Annotated in this window: 11 protein-coding genes; 9 read left to right on the forward strand and 2 right to left on the reverse strand. The window is 59.4% G+C overall.

The window, feature by feature from the left end:
* Positions 1-354: 354 nt before the first annotated feature.
* On the reverse strand, positions 355-723 hold the full coding sequence (locus ACN0WV_RS17870) for a hypothetical protein (protein WP_084353153.1): 369 nt from the start codon (positions 721-723) through the stop codon (positions 355-357).
* A 345-nt stretch (positions 724-1,068) separates the two neighbouring features.
* Here ACN0WV_RS17870 and ACN0WV_RS17875 point away from each other — a divergent pair, with 345 nt between their 5' ends.
* From ACN0WV_RS17875 to ACN0WV_RS17895, 5 genes are all read left to right on the forward strand, one after another.
* The gene (locus ACN0WV_RS17875) at positions 1,069-1,719 is read left to right on the forward strand and encodes a hypothetical protein (protein ID WP_417607602.1); all 651 of its coding nucleotides are present in this window, start codon (positions 1,069-1,071) and stop codon (positions 1,717-1,719) included.
* A 203-nt stretch (positions 1,720-1,922) separates the two neighbouring features.
* Entirely contained in the window at positions 1,923-3,650 is a 1,728-nt protein-coding gene (locus tag ACN0WV_RS17880; protein ID WP_417607604.1) for a winged helix-turn-helix domain-containing tetratricopeptide repeat protein, read from the forward strand.
* 34 nt (positions 3,651-3,684) lie between these two features.
* A complete protein-coding gene (locus ACN0WV_RS17885; protein ID WP_417607606.1) occupies positions 3,685-4,863 on the forward strand; it encodes a phosphatase PAP2 family protein in 1,179 nt (392 codons plus the stop codon).
* 11 nt (positions 4,864-4,874) lie between these two features.
* Positions 4,875-6,896, forward strand: a complete 2,022-nt coding sequence (locus ACN0WV_RS17890; protein ID WP_417607608.1) for a S8/S53 family peptidase — start codon at positions 4,875-4,877, stop codon at positions 6,894-6,896.
* Between the two features lie 286 nt (positions 6,897-7,182).
* On the forward strand, positions 7,183-8,097 hold the full coding sequence (locus ACN0WV_RS17895; protein ID WP_417607610.1) for a glutaminase: 915 nt from the start codon (positions 7,183-7,185) through the stop codon (positions 8,095-8,097).
* A 24-nt stretch (positions 8,098-8,121) separates the two neighbouring features.
* On the opposite strand, the gene ACN0WV_RS17900 is transcribed toward ACN0WV_RS17895, so the two are convergent.
* Positions 8,122-9,024, reverse strand: coding sequence for a LysR family transcriptional regulator (locus tag ACN0WV_RS17900; RefSeq protein WP_417607612.1), 903 nt, complete (start codon positions 9,022-9,024; stop codon positions 8,122-8,124).
* Positions 9,025-9,194: 170 nt separating this feature from the next.
* On the opposite strand from ACN0WV_RS17900, the gene xdhA reads away from it, so the two are divergent.
* The 4 genes from xdhA to ACN0WV_RS17920 are packed head-to-tail and all read left to right on the forward strand — an operon-like array spanning position 9,195 to position 15,531.
* The gene (gene xdhA / locus ACN0WV_RS17905; protein ID WP_417607613.1) at positions 9,195-10,658 is read left to right on the forward strand and encodes a xanthine dehydrogenase small subunit; all 1,464 of its coding nucleotides are present in this window, start codon (positions 9,195-9,197) and stop codon (positions 10,656-10,658) included.
* Positions 10,659-10,678: 20 nt separating this feature from the next.
* Positions 10,679-12,997 carry a xanthine dehydrogenase molybdopterin binding subunit gene (gene xdhB / locus ACN0WV_RS17910; RefSeq protein WP_417607615.1) on the forward strand — a complete coding sequence of 773 codons (2,319 nt, stop codon included), beginning with the start codon at positions 10,679-10,681 and terminating at the stop codon, positions 12,995-12,997.
* Positions 12,998-13,001: 4 nt separating this feature from the next.
* A complete protein-coding gene (gene xdhC, locus ACN0WV_RS17915) occupies positions 13,002-13,901 on the forward strand; it encodes a xanthine dehydrogenase accessory protein XdhC (protein WP_417607617.1) in 900 nt (299 codons plus the stop codon).
* Between the two features lie 28 nt (positions 13,902-13,929).
* Entirely contained in the window at positions 13,930-15,531 is a 1,602-nt protein-coding gene (locus tag ACN0WV_RS17920; RefSeq protein WP_417607619.1) for a xanthine/uracil/vitamin C permease, read from the forward strand.
* The last annotated feature ends 22 nt before the right edge of the window (positions 15,532-15,553 follow it).

The following is a 15,553-nucleotide window of genomic DNA, read 5'->3' on the forward strand; positions in this document are numbered from 1 at the left end:
GCTGCCCGCGCTGGCAGAGGTGCCCGCATGACCCGCAAGCGCAATGGTTTTGCCGCCTTCACAGGCATATGGATCGCAATGTTCGGCAGCCTTGAGCGACATCGAAACCATCCCCCCGCCATCGTGAAACCCGCGCGCACACCCTGCATTGGACGCTCGTCGGCCACGGCATTTATATCGCGGGTAGAAATCGGCACGGGCATCCTGCCTTAAATGCAAGTTCCTGGGTTTCGCACAAAATTCCTCCGATATCGAAAAGATCGACATCGGAGGGGATTGTTGACAGCTATGAATTTTTTGAAATGTGCCGGGCCTTGATGGCTTCTGTTTAGGGCCCGGTTGAAATTTCTTGAATCAGCATTTGCCGAACGACTTGGACAAGATCACCTTGCCCGCAACGCTGATGGTCACGCGGACACCGGTCGGAATACCCCAAGTGGTGCAAATATTCAGGCACGCTTCGGCAGCGGTTCCGTTCGGAATGATGCTGGGAATGGGAAAGCAGAATTTGCCAATGCCCAAAGGCAGGTTCAGGCAGATCTTGCCGTTTTCAACCTTGACCGAGATACAGCCCGCCGCAAGGGCAAGGTGTCCGTCGTCGTAGGCAGCAAGTGTGCCAGTGGCCAGTGCACCGGCGCTGACTTGCTCGTCGTAGTGGCCTTTGGCCGCTTCGAGGGCGGCTTCGATGGCTTTGTCGTCGAAGCTATGTACAGTATTGGCCATTTATTTTCTCCATCATCAATAAATTTTTCAGGTCGAGAGCGTGCCATTTTGCGGGGTTTGGGATGCATCAAGCTGCACGCCGTATCACCAGTTTCCTTCAAAACGGCGCGAAGGTCCTGAAACCCGTACGAAACAATTCCGAAATCAAAACAGCCCGGTTCACAGAGCAACCTGACAAAGATTGGAAATTCATCAGAAGGATTTCAGTTTTTCGGCTTCGGCCCGAGGTATGAATGTCCAGCGCGCTTTCCCCGATGGCCAAGCGCAGTCCCGAATGGCAACCCCGTTTGGCATGTCCGTGTCACACGCGTGCTGCCAAGCCGCACGAGTAGCGAAAGGCCGGGTATGGAATTTGCAGTGGAACGTCTGACAGAGATAGCCGTCTATCCCTGTTTCGGCTCTGTCTCGTTGGAAGTATCGCCATGTCTTGCAGCTGTCGAAGGCCGATACGCACGCGGGAATGTCGAACATATGGCTTATGAAGGCCTTGATCTGGAGCTTGCTTCTGCCAGTTCCGCTCTGACCATCGGTGCCACATATGTGGCCGTCGGTCTGGGGGCGAACGGTGCCCAAGTCCAGACACATTGGATGTATTGCACCCAAATCGCACCACATCCGACGTTCGGAATCTCGCGCAATCATCGCATTCCGGGCGTCTTCGGAGCTGCGCCTTTCGTGGCCTCGTCTTGTTTCGTGGTACTGGAACCGTTGCGGCACATCGTCGGGCTGACGTCACACACGCCTACGGATCTGGGAATTTCGGAATACAAGCTGAGCGGCACCGGAGATCTGATCGCAACGGCGTTCGGCGTTCCGCATGCCATGGGTATCCGCGTGGAGGACCCGTTCATGCCGCCACATTTCCTGACCGGGGCACGCAATCTTACCCTGCTGGCAAAATCGGCACGCACGGGACAGACCATCGGTCTAAGCGGATTGAAATGCATCCGCGCAATCAGCCCCGCGATTTTCATTCAGGAAGACGGACAATGCTGAACGCGGCAACACATTCCATGTCGCAAAACACTATCCTGCCAAAAACCTATCCTTTTCGACGATTTATTGTCCTGGACAGAGAAAACAATCGTCAGAGTTGTCGATCTGAAACGAGATTTCACTTTTTTGTTGAATACTACGCCTCACTGCTCAACTCTAAGAGTCCGGATACCGGGACTTATCGGGGGGCTGAGTTCCATGTGATGGCCGAAACGAACACCAATGAAAAGATCGCGCTTGGTTCCACGCGCTACCTGCCCGCAGGTGACCAATTGCTTGGTGCCGACGGCGTACCGATCTTTCTGCGTGCGCAATCGGCGCGTGTGCTGCACTACATGGCCCAGCGGTTGGGTGTTCTGGTGACGCGCGACGAATTGATCGATGACGTGTGGCACGGTCTTTCAGTCACCGACGACAGCCTCACACAATGTATCGCGGATGTGCGACGCGCGCTTGGCGACACGAACCGCACGATCCTCAAGACAATTCCAAAACGCGGGTTTGTCTTGAACGGTGCGCCCGTTTCCGCGCCACGGCCATCGACTTTCGAACATATGAAAACGGCGCGCGTTTCGGCGTCCGGATATTCCTCTGGCGATCCGGTGATTGCGTCGGCGCGTGACACCGCCAAGACGGTGGAGTTGGAGGGCGATGGTTGCCCCCGTCCGACACCCGAACACGTCTACCGGCTGCCGCCCAAAGCACGCGGCGGCACAATGATCACGCAGCTATCAGAGCAATCCCTGCTGCCCACGATTTCCGTGATACCACTGAAAAATGCCCTTCAGGAAGGCCAGGACGTTCTGGGATCGGTTTTTGCCGATGTATTGACCGCTGTATTGGGAAGTTCGGAAGAAATTAATGTCATCTCGCGGTTATCGTCGGCCACGTTTGCAAATACCAATGCGGATCTGGCCGAAATCGGGCGTCAGCTGAATGCGGAATTCGTGCTGTCAGGTTTTTTTATCCCTCGGGCAGACCGGCTTCAGATCAATCTGGAATTTGCCGAGGTTGCCACGCAGCGCATGCTGTGGGCGTTCCGCCTTGAACTGCCGGTCGCGGATCTTCTTGGAGATTTTGAGGCCGCACATGAAATCGTTGCCAAGGTTCGGCGCGCAATTCTGATCAACGAGATACGCCGTGTGAACACCACACCGCTCGCCGATATGAAGAATTACTCGCTGATGTTTGCCGCCGTCGGCCTGATGCATCGCTTGTCGCCCAACGATTTCCGCAAGGCCCGCGTCATGTTGGACGCGCTGTCCGAACGGGCTTCCAATCATCCGGTGCCTTTGGCATGGACCGCCCGATGGCATTTGCTGCGCGTGGTTCAGGGCTGGTCGGAAAACCCCGATGCCGATGCACATGCAGCCTTGCGTTGCACCGGGCGCGCGTTGGATCTTGATCCTGAAAACGTGCTGGCGCTGGCCTGCGAGGGGCATGTTCTGACGAATCTTCTGCACCGGCTTGACGATGCGGAGGACCGGTACAACCTGGCGGTGAAGGCAAACCCGAACGATGCCAATGCCCGATCGCTGCGCGGCATGATGCTGGCATTCCAGGGTCGCGGGGCCGAGGGCGTTCACGACACGGAACGCGCGCTGCATCTTTCGCCGCTTGACCCGCACCGGTTCTTTTACCTCGCCATGGCGGCCGGGGCGTACCTGACGCCCGGCGACTTCGAGAAGGCCGAGAAATATGCCAAAGCCTCTTTGCTTTTGAACCGCACCCATATCTCGACGTTACGCATGCTGGCCGTGGCCCAGCAAAAATCGGGAAAGACCGGGGCCGCACAGGAAACGGTTTCGGAACTGATGCGTCTTCAACCGGGGCTGCGCGTGCAGAGCTGGCTGAAATCTTCCCCCAGCGCAGAATACGACACCGGACGTCAGTTTGCGCAAGCGCTGCGGGATGCCGGTGTGCCCGATTGATTTTTCGAAACCACTTGGACCAAGGAATTTGAAAATGACTGCTGAATCTTTTGGAAGCCCACAAGGTGGCCAGGGCGCTTACGGCGCGTATGGTGCCTACGGCGCATACGGGGCATATGGAGCGTACGGCGCTTATGGCGCTTACGGATTGCCGGAAAGTCCGGTATCCGCCGAGGCGTTCATTACCACCCGCGACGGGATCGTGGGCGCACCGCTCGGCAACATTCCCCCGGCGCGTCCGGGCGTTCCCGACGATGTTCGGAACCTCAAACGACTGTCACGCGAGGTGCGGGCCGCGATCTTTTCCTTTGAACTGGATGCCCAGATCGAGTTGACCGTTGATGTCGAGGAAACAGCGACCGCGACGCTGTGGCGTCGGCATCACAAGGAAGACAAACACCGCCCCCGTTGCGATTACCACAAGCTCGCCGTTTTGACCGCCCCGCGGATGGACGTGTTCCAGGCGCAACTGGCCTATGTCACGGGCTATGCCGACATCCGTCAGGACCGCGCCGCTGAGATCCTGTCACAACTTGCAGCCCCGGTTCCCTTCTACCAGACGATCAGCTTCATCGACCCGCAGCGCACGCCCTACACGATCGAACTTCTCGCGACGGCCCTGCGCTTTACCAATTTCTGCGAGCAACGGGTCAAATATGCGCTGGCGGCAAAACGCCCCATCGAGCTTTCTCCGCAGGTGCAGCCGATGATCCCGACACCGACCCATGGCTCTTTGCCCAGTGGCCATGCCACCGAGGCATTCGTCATGGCGCGTCTTATCTGGAAACTGATGCGGCAAGGGGGCGCGCCTCAGTACCAGGGGGCGGGACATTGGGGCGAGATGCTGATGCGGCTTGCTTCGCGGATCGCGGTGAACCGGACAGTGGCCGGAGTGCATTTCCCCGTCGACAGCTCTGCCGGTGCGGTGCTTGGCCTGACATTGGCTGATTTCATCACCGAACGCTGCACGGGTCAGGATTGGACCTCGGCCAAGTTCGACGGCCACCACTACAGCCCCGCTGCCGATTTCGACTGGCATCAGCTCTACCAAGCTGATGATGATACCCAATATCCCAAGACCGAAGGATCGGAAGGCATTTGGGCGAAGGCCAGATCACACGAGTCTCAATGCGGGAAATCGCCTGTTCTGGCGTGGCTCTGGGAAAAGGCGCTTGCAGAATGGACCGATTTTGATCCCTGCGCTCAGGACTAGGAGACACGCACATGGTTCTCAAATGGACAGCGTCGGACACGGGCGACCACATCCCGATAGACGCACTCACCTACAAGCGCCTTGCTTCCGATTATGCTTTGGTTTTCGATATGGCGTGGTGGTCTGCAATGATTGAACTGGAGCACACCAGCATCGCCGACTTGGAAACCCAGATCGAGCGGCACTTTCCAAACGATCTGATCACTCCCGCAGCCTATGACGAAGCCGACCGTAGCGACCCGAAAAACCGGCAATTCGTCGCAATTTTTGCGCGCCGATCCGTGCTGGCAGAGATGAACCACACCGGGAACGAATTTGGCGTCAAGAATGTCCATCTTGGCATGGTGACGTCGCATGATTGGCTGAACCGCGAGGCCCGAAACGGTGACATGCCAGATGTCGAAGTCCCGCCCGGCACCGTCGTGATGGCGATGATCGACGACGGGCTTGCCATTGCGCATGAGTTGTTTCGCGCCAGTCGCGACACGACCCGTGTCGAGTTTTGCGCGGTCTTGCCCACACCCCCGGACACGGCGCGCGGAGACGCCACACAGGGCCGCATTCTGCACAAGGAGGAGATTGACACCTATCTGAAGAACCTTACCTTTTCCGACCTTCTGGATGAAGAGCAATTCTACAGCCAAACGGGCCAGACCGATCTGGCCGCAGGCACATTTTCACCGGTGTCGCTGAGACGTTCACACGGGACGCATATCATGGGGATCGCCGCTGGCTTTGCCCCTGTTATTACCGAGACCGCCCGCCCCATCATCTGTGCGGTTCTGCCGCCCCGCGTGGTCGAAGACACTTCGGGGATCAGTTTGCTTCCGGCCTTGTCGCTGTCGCTGCAATTGCTGAGCAAACAGGCGTCACGATACAAATGCGCCGGACAGCCCGTGCCGTTGGTCCTGAACTTCTCGTTCGGCAACTTTTCGGGGCCACATGACGGCACCAGCGAAGTCGCGCGCCTGCTGGAACAGTTTATCGCTGACAATCCCGCCCAGAAGCGCTGGATGACCCTGCCTGCGGGCAACGGCAATCTGGCGCGGTCGCATGGCGTTCTGCAATTCCCGGAATCCTGTCCGGAAGAGATCACGCTGGATCTTCGCGTCCTGCCTGATGACAATACCGCCAGCCATGTCGAGCTGTGGATGCCCTATTCCGACCAGTCTCCGCCGCCTGACTTCGTCTCGGTGACGGTGACGCCGCCATTCGCACCGGAAAGTGCCCCGGTCGATGCCCGCGAAGGTCAGATACAGACGCTGCATGACGATGAGGGCCGAGTGATTGCGACACTGCTTTATACGTTTGAGCCGCCGCCCACGGCGCGCGGACTGATCACTTTGGCGATTGAACCTACGGCCAGCCTGAAAGCAGATGCCGCGCTTGCCCCTTCGGGGCGTTGGAAGATCACGACACGGCCGAAAGCGATTGCGGCAGAGGAGCAGATTGAGGTCTGGATAAGGCGGGACGAGACCTTGCCCGGCTATCGTCCGGGCGGACGGCAGTCATTCTTCGACAATGGATGCTATCAGCGGTTTGGACCGCTGGGCCGGCCACTGACGGTCGATCCGCCCGATGATCCCTGTCCCGTGCGGCGGGCGGGAACGTATAGCGGTTTTGCTGGTGGCGCATCTCCGATGGTCATTGCGGCATATACGGACAAGACCCATCAACTCTCGGAATATTCCGCAGCGGGGCCGTTGACGCATACACCCATGACGCCAACGCCCTATCGCAACGGGCCGGACGCTGCGGCCAAAGCGGACGAGTCGCGGGTTTTGTGGGGCGTTCTCAGCGCCGGATCCCGCAGCGGGTCTTATGTCCGACTTGACGGGACCAGCGTCGCTTGCCCGCGCGTCGCGCGACAGGCATCTGACGAGATTACGCTCTGGCCGTCGACGGCGCGAGAATGGCTTTCTCACGCGGTTTCGGAACATCCGTTCAAGCTTCCGCCAGATACCGCCGAAAGCCGAACGGGTGCCGGAGGGATTGTCATTCCACTGGACTGGCAGAAAAACGCGGCAAAGTAGAGCGGAAGCGAAATAGTACCGGTGCCCAAAACTGCGTGTGAAAGCGAAGAAGGATTGGCAGATCGATGACGCCGGCAATTCAATTACTTTGCCACTTCAAACTGACCGATGGCGTATACGGATTGCATGGCAGTCAAGCTCATTTCGCCAAACGTGGTGGAATGCTGTTCAAGATGCGGTTTGGCTATGGGATCATGGATAGATCGAAATCGTTATAATCGTGTTGGTGAGCTAAACATCTTCATTGTCCTTGCCGCGCCCCGCTTAATTCTGAAAGAATGCTGCAATGTTAAGTGACTTCCTCACGGATCTGGCGGCACGCATGGCCGCGGTGCCCGAGCGTGGCGCGGTGGCCGATTACATTCCCGAACTGGCGCGTATCGACCCGAACCAGTTCGCCGTGTCCGTCTGCCTCGCGGACGGCACACAGATCAGCCACGGCGATGCCGATGTGCCTTTCTCAATCCAAAGCGTCAGCAAAGTTTTTGCCCTGGCGCTTGGTCTGGGGCGCTTTGCCGATAATCTTTGGATCCGCGTCGGGCGGGAACCGTCGTCCAACGCCTTCAATTCCGTGGTCGATCTGGAACTTGAAATGGGCAAGCCCCGCAATCCCTTTGTCAACGCCGGGGCCATCGTCGTCACGGATGCCCTGCTGACCGCACGCTCCCCGCGCGAGGCGTTGGCGGAGATGCTTCGCTTCGTGCGCGCCGCCGCTGGCGACGATCACATCTACATTGACGAAGAATTGGCGAAATCCGAGAACCTCACCGGCCATCGCAACTGGTCATTGGCGTATTTCCTGAAATCGAGCGATAATCTGACCCATGAATGCGACCTGGCATTGGGCACTTATTTTCACCAATGCGCTATCGAGATGACCTGCACGCAACTTGCCCGCGCGGGGCGTTTTCTGGCCGGTCTGGACACCAAGCACGAGCTGATTTCACGCAACAATGTAAGGTCGATCAATGCCTTGATGATGACCTGCGGTCACTACGATGGATCTGGCGAATTTGCCTACCGTGTCGGTTTTCCGGGCAAAAGCGGGGTTGGCGGCGGCATCATGGCGGTCGTGCCGGGCATCGCGTCTATCGCTGTCTGGTCGCCGGGGCTGAACCGCTATGGAAATTCGCAGCTTGGTACAATCGCACTGGAAGAAATCTCGGACGCTCTCAACTGGTCAGTGTTTGATGTGAAGTAGCCATCCGATCCGCAACCATAATTGTCACACAAACATTGGTTTGCTGTTTCTCGATATATGTTCCACGAACAGCCGTATTTTGGGGTCCTGAAGCTTCTTGTGGGGATAAAGACATCCGAACATGGTCTGCACGGGCGGTGTGTGCTCCAGCACTTCGACAAGCCTGCCCGATGCCAGATGGTCGCGGACATCGAAGCGCGGTTTGTTGACGATGCCGCGCCCGGCAAGCGCCCAATCAGTCAGGACATCGCCATCGTCGGCGTCGTATTTGCCACGCACTTCAAGCTTTTGCGGCCCCAAATCTGTCTCCACGGTCCAGTAATATTCCGGTGACCTTGGATAGCGCAGCAAAAGGCAATTATGCGCCCCATGCAGAAGGTCTTCGGGGCTCTGTGGCGTTCCGAACTGCGACAGGTAGGCAGGGGACGCGCAGAGGACGCGCTTGCAATCGGCGATCTTGCGCAATTTCATGTTTGAATCGCTGGGTTCGCCGACGAAAAACGCAATGTCGAGACCATCAGCAAGGAGGTCCACCTTACGGTCTGACAGGCGCATGCGAATCTCTGTTTCGGGATACATGTCGGAAAATTCGGGAACTAGCGGGGCCACGACCCGGCGGCCTACGCCCAATGGCGCCGTGACCCGGATGGCACCGCGCGGTGTCGCTGAAAAATTGGCAACGCGGGCTTCAGCGCTTTCCAGGGCGCGCAAAACAGCTTTGGCTTCGTCATAGAACACAGTGCCGACTTCGGTGGGTGTGATCGAACGAGTGGTGCGATTGAACAGCCGCACACCAAGCCGTTTTTCTAATTCCTTCAAGCGCTTGCTGGCCACTGCCGGTGTCAGACGCAGGTCGCGGCCACCCGAGGTGATGCTGCCAAGCTCCAGCACGCGGACAAAGACTCGCAGACTTTCAACATAAGACATATTATCACCTCCTTGTCGCCATCCCAACAACAAGGAAAGTGCCGCACCCGTCACGTATTTTCAACGTTCTGTTGAAAGTATTTGCCGTTTGCGTGGATTTATCGACTCAAACATTCCCCCTAAGGTCGAGCTGTTCCCGATTATTTGCTTCGGGACGACAGGAGGACACCATGACACATCGCACCGATATCCGCTTCATCCTCAATGGGACCGAAATGTCCGTGCCTGATGTTGCGGCCAGCCAGACGCTTCTTGATTATCTGCGGCTGAACCGCCGACTGACCGGAACCAAGGAAGGCTGCGCCGAGGGCGATTGCGGTGCTTGTACCGTATTGGTCGGGCGATTGACCGACACCGGCCTTGTCTATGCCCCGGTCAATGCCTGCATCCGCTTTCTGGCCTCGGTCGATGGCTGCCATGTCGTGACCGTCGAGCATCTGTCCGGTGCGGACGGGCGGCTTCACCCGGTGCAGCAGGCAATGATCGACCATCACGGCAGCCAATGCGGGTTCTGCACGCCGGGATTTGTGATGTCGCTCTACGCGCTGTGGATGCAGACACCGGAACCAACCGAGGCGCAGGTGGAAACCGCCGTGCAGGGCAATCTGTGTCGCTGCACCGGATACGAGCCGATCATCCGCGCCGCTGTCGCCGTCAGCCGGTATGGGACGCCCGCCTCGGACCATCTGACCACGGAACGCGAGACGATGACCGCGCGGCTGCAAGGCTTGCAGAGCGAAGAACGTCTTGTCTCGGGACCAGAGGACGATCTGTCGGTAATCCCTTCCAGCGTCGATGATCTGGCGGACTGTCTGTTGGCCTATCCGGACGCGACGATTGTCGCCGGGGCCACGGATGTCGGTCTTTGGGTCACGAAATTCATGCGCAATATCGGGCCTGCTATCTTCACCGCGCATCTCAACGCATTGAAAACCATCGACCATCAGGATGCGACCCTGCTTATCGGAGCGGGAGCAAGCTATACCGACTGTCAGGACGCCCTGTCCACGCACCTGCCCCATCTGTCGCGCTACTGGGATCGTATCGCGGGCTGGCAAGTGCGCAATATGGGAACCGTGGGTGGCAACATCGCCAACGGATCGCCGATTGGCGACACCCCGCCGGTCCTGATCGCGCTTGGGGCAGAGATCGTGCTGCGGCGCGGCAACGCCCGCCGGACGCTTGCCTTGGAAAAGTTCTTCGTCGATTACGGCAAGCAGGATCGCGCACCCGGCGAATTTGTCGAAACAATCCGCATCCCGATCCCCGGCCCAAACACCCTGAACGCCGCCTACAAGATCTCCAAGCGTCGCGACGAGGATATCTCGTCGGTTGCGGCCGGTATTCAGGTCACGGTCGAGGATGGGCGTATCACGCAAAGCCGCATCGCCTTTGGCGGTATGGCGGCCACACCCAAACGCTCAGCAGCCGCCGAAACCGCGTTGCAGGGACAGGTCTGGTCGGCTGACGTTTTTGACGCCGCAGCCAAGGCGCTGGCGCAGGATTTTGCGCCGCTCAGCGATTGGCGGGCATCGGCAGAATACCGGATGCTAAGTGCGCAGAATCTGCTGCGCCGCTTCTTTCTCGAACAGGATGTGGCGACCACCGCCGCCGTTCAATTGGAAACCGCGTAAACGCCGGGAAGGTCTAGACCATGAAAGATACTCATTCCATCACAGGCGCGGCGCATACCGACCGCAATCACGACAGTGCCGTCAAGCATGTGACGGGGCGCGCCGATTATACCGACGATATTGCCCAGCCCGAAGGCACGCTGCACGCCTATCTTGGCGTATCGGATGTGGCGCATGCCACGCTGAACGGCATGGATCTGTCCGCTGTGCTGGCCTATCCGGGCGTCGTGGGCGTTTTGACGGCCGAGGATATACCCGGCGTCAACGACATCAGCCCGACCGGGTTGAACGACGAACCGGTTTTCCCGACAGACAAGATCCAGTTTCACGGCCAGCCGTTGTTTGCCGTGGTCGCCGAAACGCGCGACGCCGCACGTCGCGCGGCAGAGCTGGCCCGGATCGACTGTACCCCGCTGCAACATGCGCTTGATCCGATTGCCGCGCAGGAGGCCGGGTATCCGTATGTGACCGCCCCCCTCAAGCTGGAACGCGGAGATGTGGACACGGCCTTTGCCGGAACCGCGAACCGGATCACCGGGCGCATGGCCATTGGCGGGCAGGATCATATGTATCTCGAAGGACATATCGCCTTCGCCATTCCGGGCGAGGATGACGACGTTATCGTGCATTGTTCCACCCAGCACCCGTCCGAGGCACAGCATATGGTGGCCCATGTCCTGGGTGTGCCGTCGAACGCGGTGGTGGTGAACGTGCGGCGCATGGGCGGCGGGTTCGGCGGCAAGGAAAGCCAGATGAACCTGTTCTGTGCCGTCGCTGCGATTGCCGCGAAGAAATACGGCCGCGCCGTCAAGATCCGGCCGGACCGCGATCAGGACATGACCGCAACCGGCAAGCGGCACGATTTTGTTGTGGATTACGATGTGGCCTTTGACGACGCCGGCCGGATCGAGGCCGTGGGAGGCACCTTTGCCGCGCGTTGCGGGTTCTCCGCCGATCTGTCGGGGCCGGTGACGGACAGGGCGCTGTTTCACGCCGACAACGCCTATTTCTATCCGCATGTCCGCCTGACCAGTCGTCCGATGAAGACCAACACCGTGTCGAACACCGCGTTTAGGGGCTTCGGTGGCCCGCAGGGGGTCATCGTTGCCGAACGGATGATCGAGGAAATCGCCTATGCAACCGGGCAGGATCCGCTTGATGTTCGCAAGGCCAATTTCTACGGCGGTGAAGGCCGCAACCTGACGCCGTACCATCAGGAGGTTGACGACAATATCCTCGATCGGCTGGTGTCGGAACTGGAAGACAGCGCCGCATATCGTCAGCGGCGCAAGGATATCGTTGCTTTCAACGAAACATCGCCGGTGCTGAAAAAGGGCATCGCGCTGACGCCGGTCAAGTTCGGCATCTCGTTTACCGCGACGTGGTACAATCAGGCCGGCGCTTTGGTGCATGTCTACAATGACGGCTCGATCCACCTCAATCACGGCGGGACCGAGATGGGTCAAGGTCTGAACACCAAGGTGGCGCAGGTCGTGGCCGAGGCGTTTCAGGTGGATTTCGAGCGGATCAAGATCACCAAGACCACCACCGAAAAGGTGCCCAACACCTCTGCCACCGCCGCGTCGAGCGGCACCGATCTGAACGGCATGGCGGCGCTGAACGCGGTGGAGCAGATCAAGGAGCGGCTTGTCGCCTTTGCCGCGGATAACTGGGGCGTCGCGGCCGAACTGGTGCGCTTTGCCGCCAATCAGGTCCATATCGGCGATCTGACGCTGACCTTCGATGCGTTCATCAAGCAGGCCTATCTGGCCCGCGTGCAGCTTTCGGCTGCCGGGTTCTACAAGACGCCAAAGATTCACTGGGATCGGGAAAAGGGACAGGGCCGCCCGTTCTACTACTACGCCTATGGTGCGGCCTGTTCCGAAGTCACCATCGACACGCTGACCGGCGAATACCGGGTTGAACGGACGGACATCCTGCACGATGTGGGCCGGTCACTGAACCCGGCGCTCGACAAGGGTCAGGTAGAGGGTGCCTTCATTCAGGGCATGGGCTGGCTGACCACCGAGGAACTGTGGTGGGACGATGCTGGCCGTTTGCGCACCCATGCGCCCTCGACCTACAAGATCCCGCTCGCCTCGGACCGGCCACGCGTTTTCAACGTGAAACTGGCCGACTGGTCCGAGAACCGCGAATTGACGATCAAACGCTCCAAGGCCGTCGGAGAACCGCCCTTCATGCTGGGGATTTCGGTGTTCGAGGCGCTGTCGATGGCGGTGGCCTCGGTCGCCGGTTACAAGCGATGCCCGCGCCTTGATGCGCCGGCCACACCAGAACGCGTGTTGATGGCCGTCGCCCGTATGCGGGACGGAGGGTGACCCGATGTCCGATGGTAAAACCAGTTTGAATCGGTTTTTCGATACGCACGAAGCCGTGATCCGGGTCACGCTGACCCGCGTGCGCGGATCGTCGCCCCGCAACGAGGGCACAGAGATGTTCGTCGCTGCGAACGCTCTGCACGGCACGATCGGGGGCGGGCAGCTTGAGTTTCTGGCGATCCAGACCGCCCGCGACATGGTCCGCGACGGGGTGCTGTACAAGCACATGGACGTGCCGCTTGGCCCCGAAATCGGCCAATGCTGCGGTGGCCGGGTGGAGCTGTCGCTGTCGCGGATGCGCGGCTCTGATAAGAACGCCGCGCGAAGGCGGGCTGCCAAGCAAGACGATGACCAGCCGCATGTCTATGTCATGGGCGCGGGCCATATCGGCCGCGCATTGGCCCGGATCTTTCAGCATCTGCCGGTCCGCTGTATCCTTGTCGATACCCGCGCCAGCGAAATCGCATTGTGCGACGCTGCGGTTGAAACGCGCGTCAGCGCCATCCAGGAAATCGACATCAGCAACGCGCCGCCGCGCAGCGCCTTCGTGGTTCTGACCCATGATCACGCGCTTGATTTTCTGTTGACCTCGGCGGCGTTGGAACGTGGCGATGCCGCCTATGTCGGGATGATCGGGTCCGCGACCAAACGCGCCAAGTTCCGCAATTGGGCCCATGCCCAATGTGACGGGCTGACGCTGGACAATCTGACCTGCCCGATCGGGGCAAGCGGCAGCCAGGACAAGCGCCCCAGCGTCATCGCCTCTTTCGTCGCGGCGGAGGTGATTGCTGAAGTGACGTCAAATACCGTCGCAGCCGCGCCGGACAGACCACACGAACGGCCCATCAAGGGCCAAACATCCGACCGGGAGGGACTGTCGGCCCGACATCCTGTCAGCCGATAGAGCGGTCACATCACAGGAGGAGTCCGTCATGGACGGGAGAACCTACAACTACAAATTATTCGTACGCAGTGATTTCAGCGCATTCTGGGCGCTTTTCACCGACAACCTTGTCAACCTGCTGATCCTGTCAGGGGTTTGCCAGTTTGTCTTTCAGATGCCCGCCGAGATCGTGTTCGGCCGCATCGTTCCCGGTGCCGCCATTGCCATTCTGGCGGGTGTCGTCGTCTATACCTATCTGGCGAAATGGGCCGCCGAAAAACAGGGGCGCGATGTCACCGCCCTGCCCTACGGTATCTCGACCCCGGTGATGTTCGTCTACCTGTTCGGCGTCATCGGCCCGATCTACTGGGCCACCAATGACCCGCTTCTGGCCTGGCAGGTCGGCATCGGCGCGGGCTTCATGGGCGGCATCGTCGCCGCACTTGGCGCGCTTGTGGGTCCGTTTCTCAAGCGTATCACCCCGCGCGCGGGCATGCTTGGTACGCTGTGCGGCATCGCGCTGGTCTTTATCGGGTCGGTGCCGCTGGCCGAGATTTTCGAGCATCCGATCATCGGCTTTACTTCGCTGCTGTTCATCCTTTGGGGCCTGATCGGACGGTTTCGCCTTCCCGGCAACGTCCCTGCTGGCCTGGTCGCCATCGGCGCTGGCACCCTGATCGCTATTCTGCTGGGAGAGTCGAGTTTCGACACCAGCGGTATCGGCTTTTACCCGCCCGTGCCGTATTTCGGAGACTTGATCGCTGGCGTGCAATATCTGTTCGCCAACCCGGAGCTGTTTCTCGTCCTGATTCCGGTGCAGATCTACAATTTCATCGAAACCATGAACAACGTCGAGTCCGCCGAGGCTGCGGGCGATTCCTATCCGGTCGGGTTGTGTCAGCTCACCGATGGGGCCGGCACGATGATCGGGGCGCTGTTCGGCTCTCCGTTTCCGACAACAGTCTATATCGGGCACCCGGCCTACAAGCGTCTTGATGCGCATGCTGGCTATATCGTCGGCGTGGCCCTAGTGATCGGGGCGGCGGCTTTCCTGGGGTTCCTGTCATTCCTGGCGGGACTTATCCCGATTGCTGCGGCAGCACCGGTGCTGGTCTTCGTGTCGGTCAGCCTGATCACCAACACCGCCTGGGCCGTCAAGCCGATGCACATGGCTGCCGTATCGTTTGCGATCCTTCCGCACATCTCGGCCTTCCTGATGACCAAGTGGGGATCTTTGATGAATGCCCTGCGCAGTTCAGGTGTCGAAGGCTTGCCATCTCTGGGCGATGACAGCCTGACCGCCGCGCTGCTGGTGGAAGGCGCGCATTACGAGGGGCATCTGGCCCTGTCCCAAGGGGCGATCCTTACCGGATTGATCTGGGGGGCCATCGTTGCGGATGTGATCGACGGGCGGTTCCGGATGGCCGGTGGCTTTTCGATTGCGGCGGCAGTGATGTCGTCGGTGGGGATCATCCATTCGTTCACCTTGCAAATGCCGCAACTGGACGGGATCACCATCGGCTATCTGATCATTGGCGGTTTCCTTTATCTTTATCCGCAGATTGCCCCGAAAGAGAATCTGGAAAACCGGATCATCGTCCCGGACGAGCCGGATTTCCTTGATGATCACAAGCCTGCACCCCAGACCTGATCCAAGCCGCCGGGGCGGTGCG

It is taken from the genome of Primorskyibacter flagellatus (genome assembly GCF_048268605.1).
Lineage (GTDB): Bacteria > Pseudomonadota > Alphaproteobacteria > Rhodobacterales > Rhodobacteraceae > Primorskyibacter > Primorskyibacter flagellatus.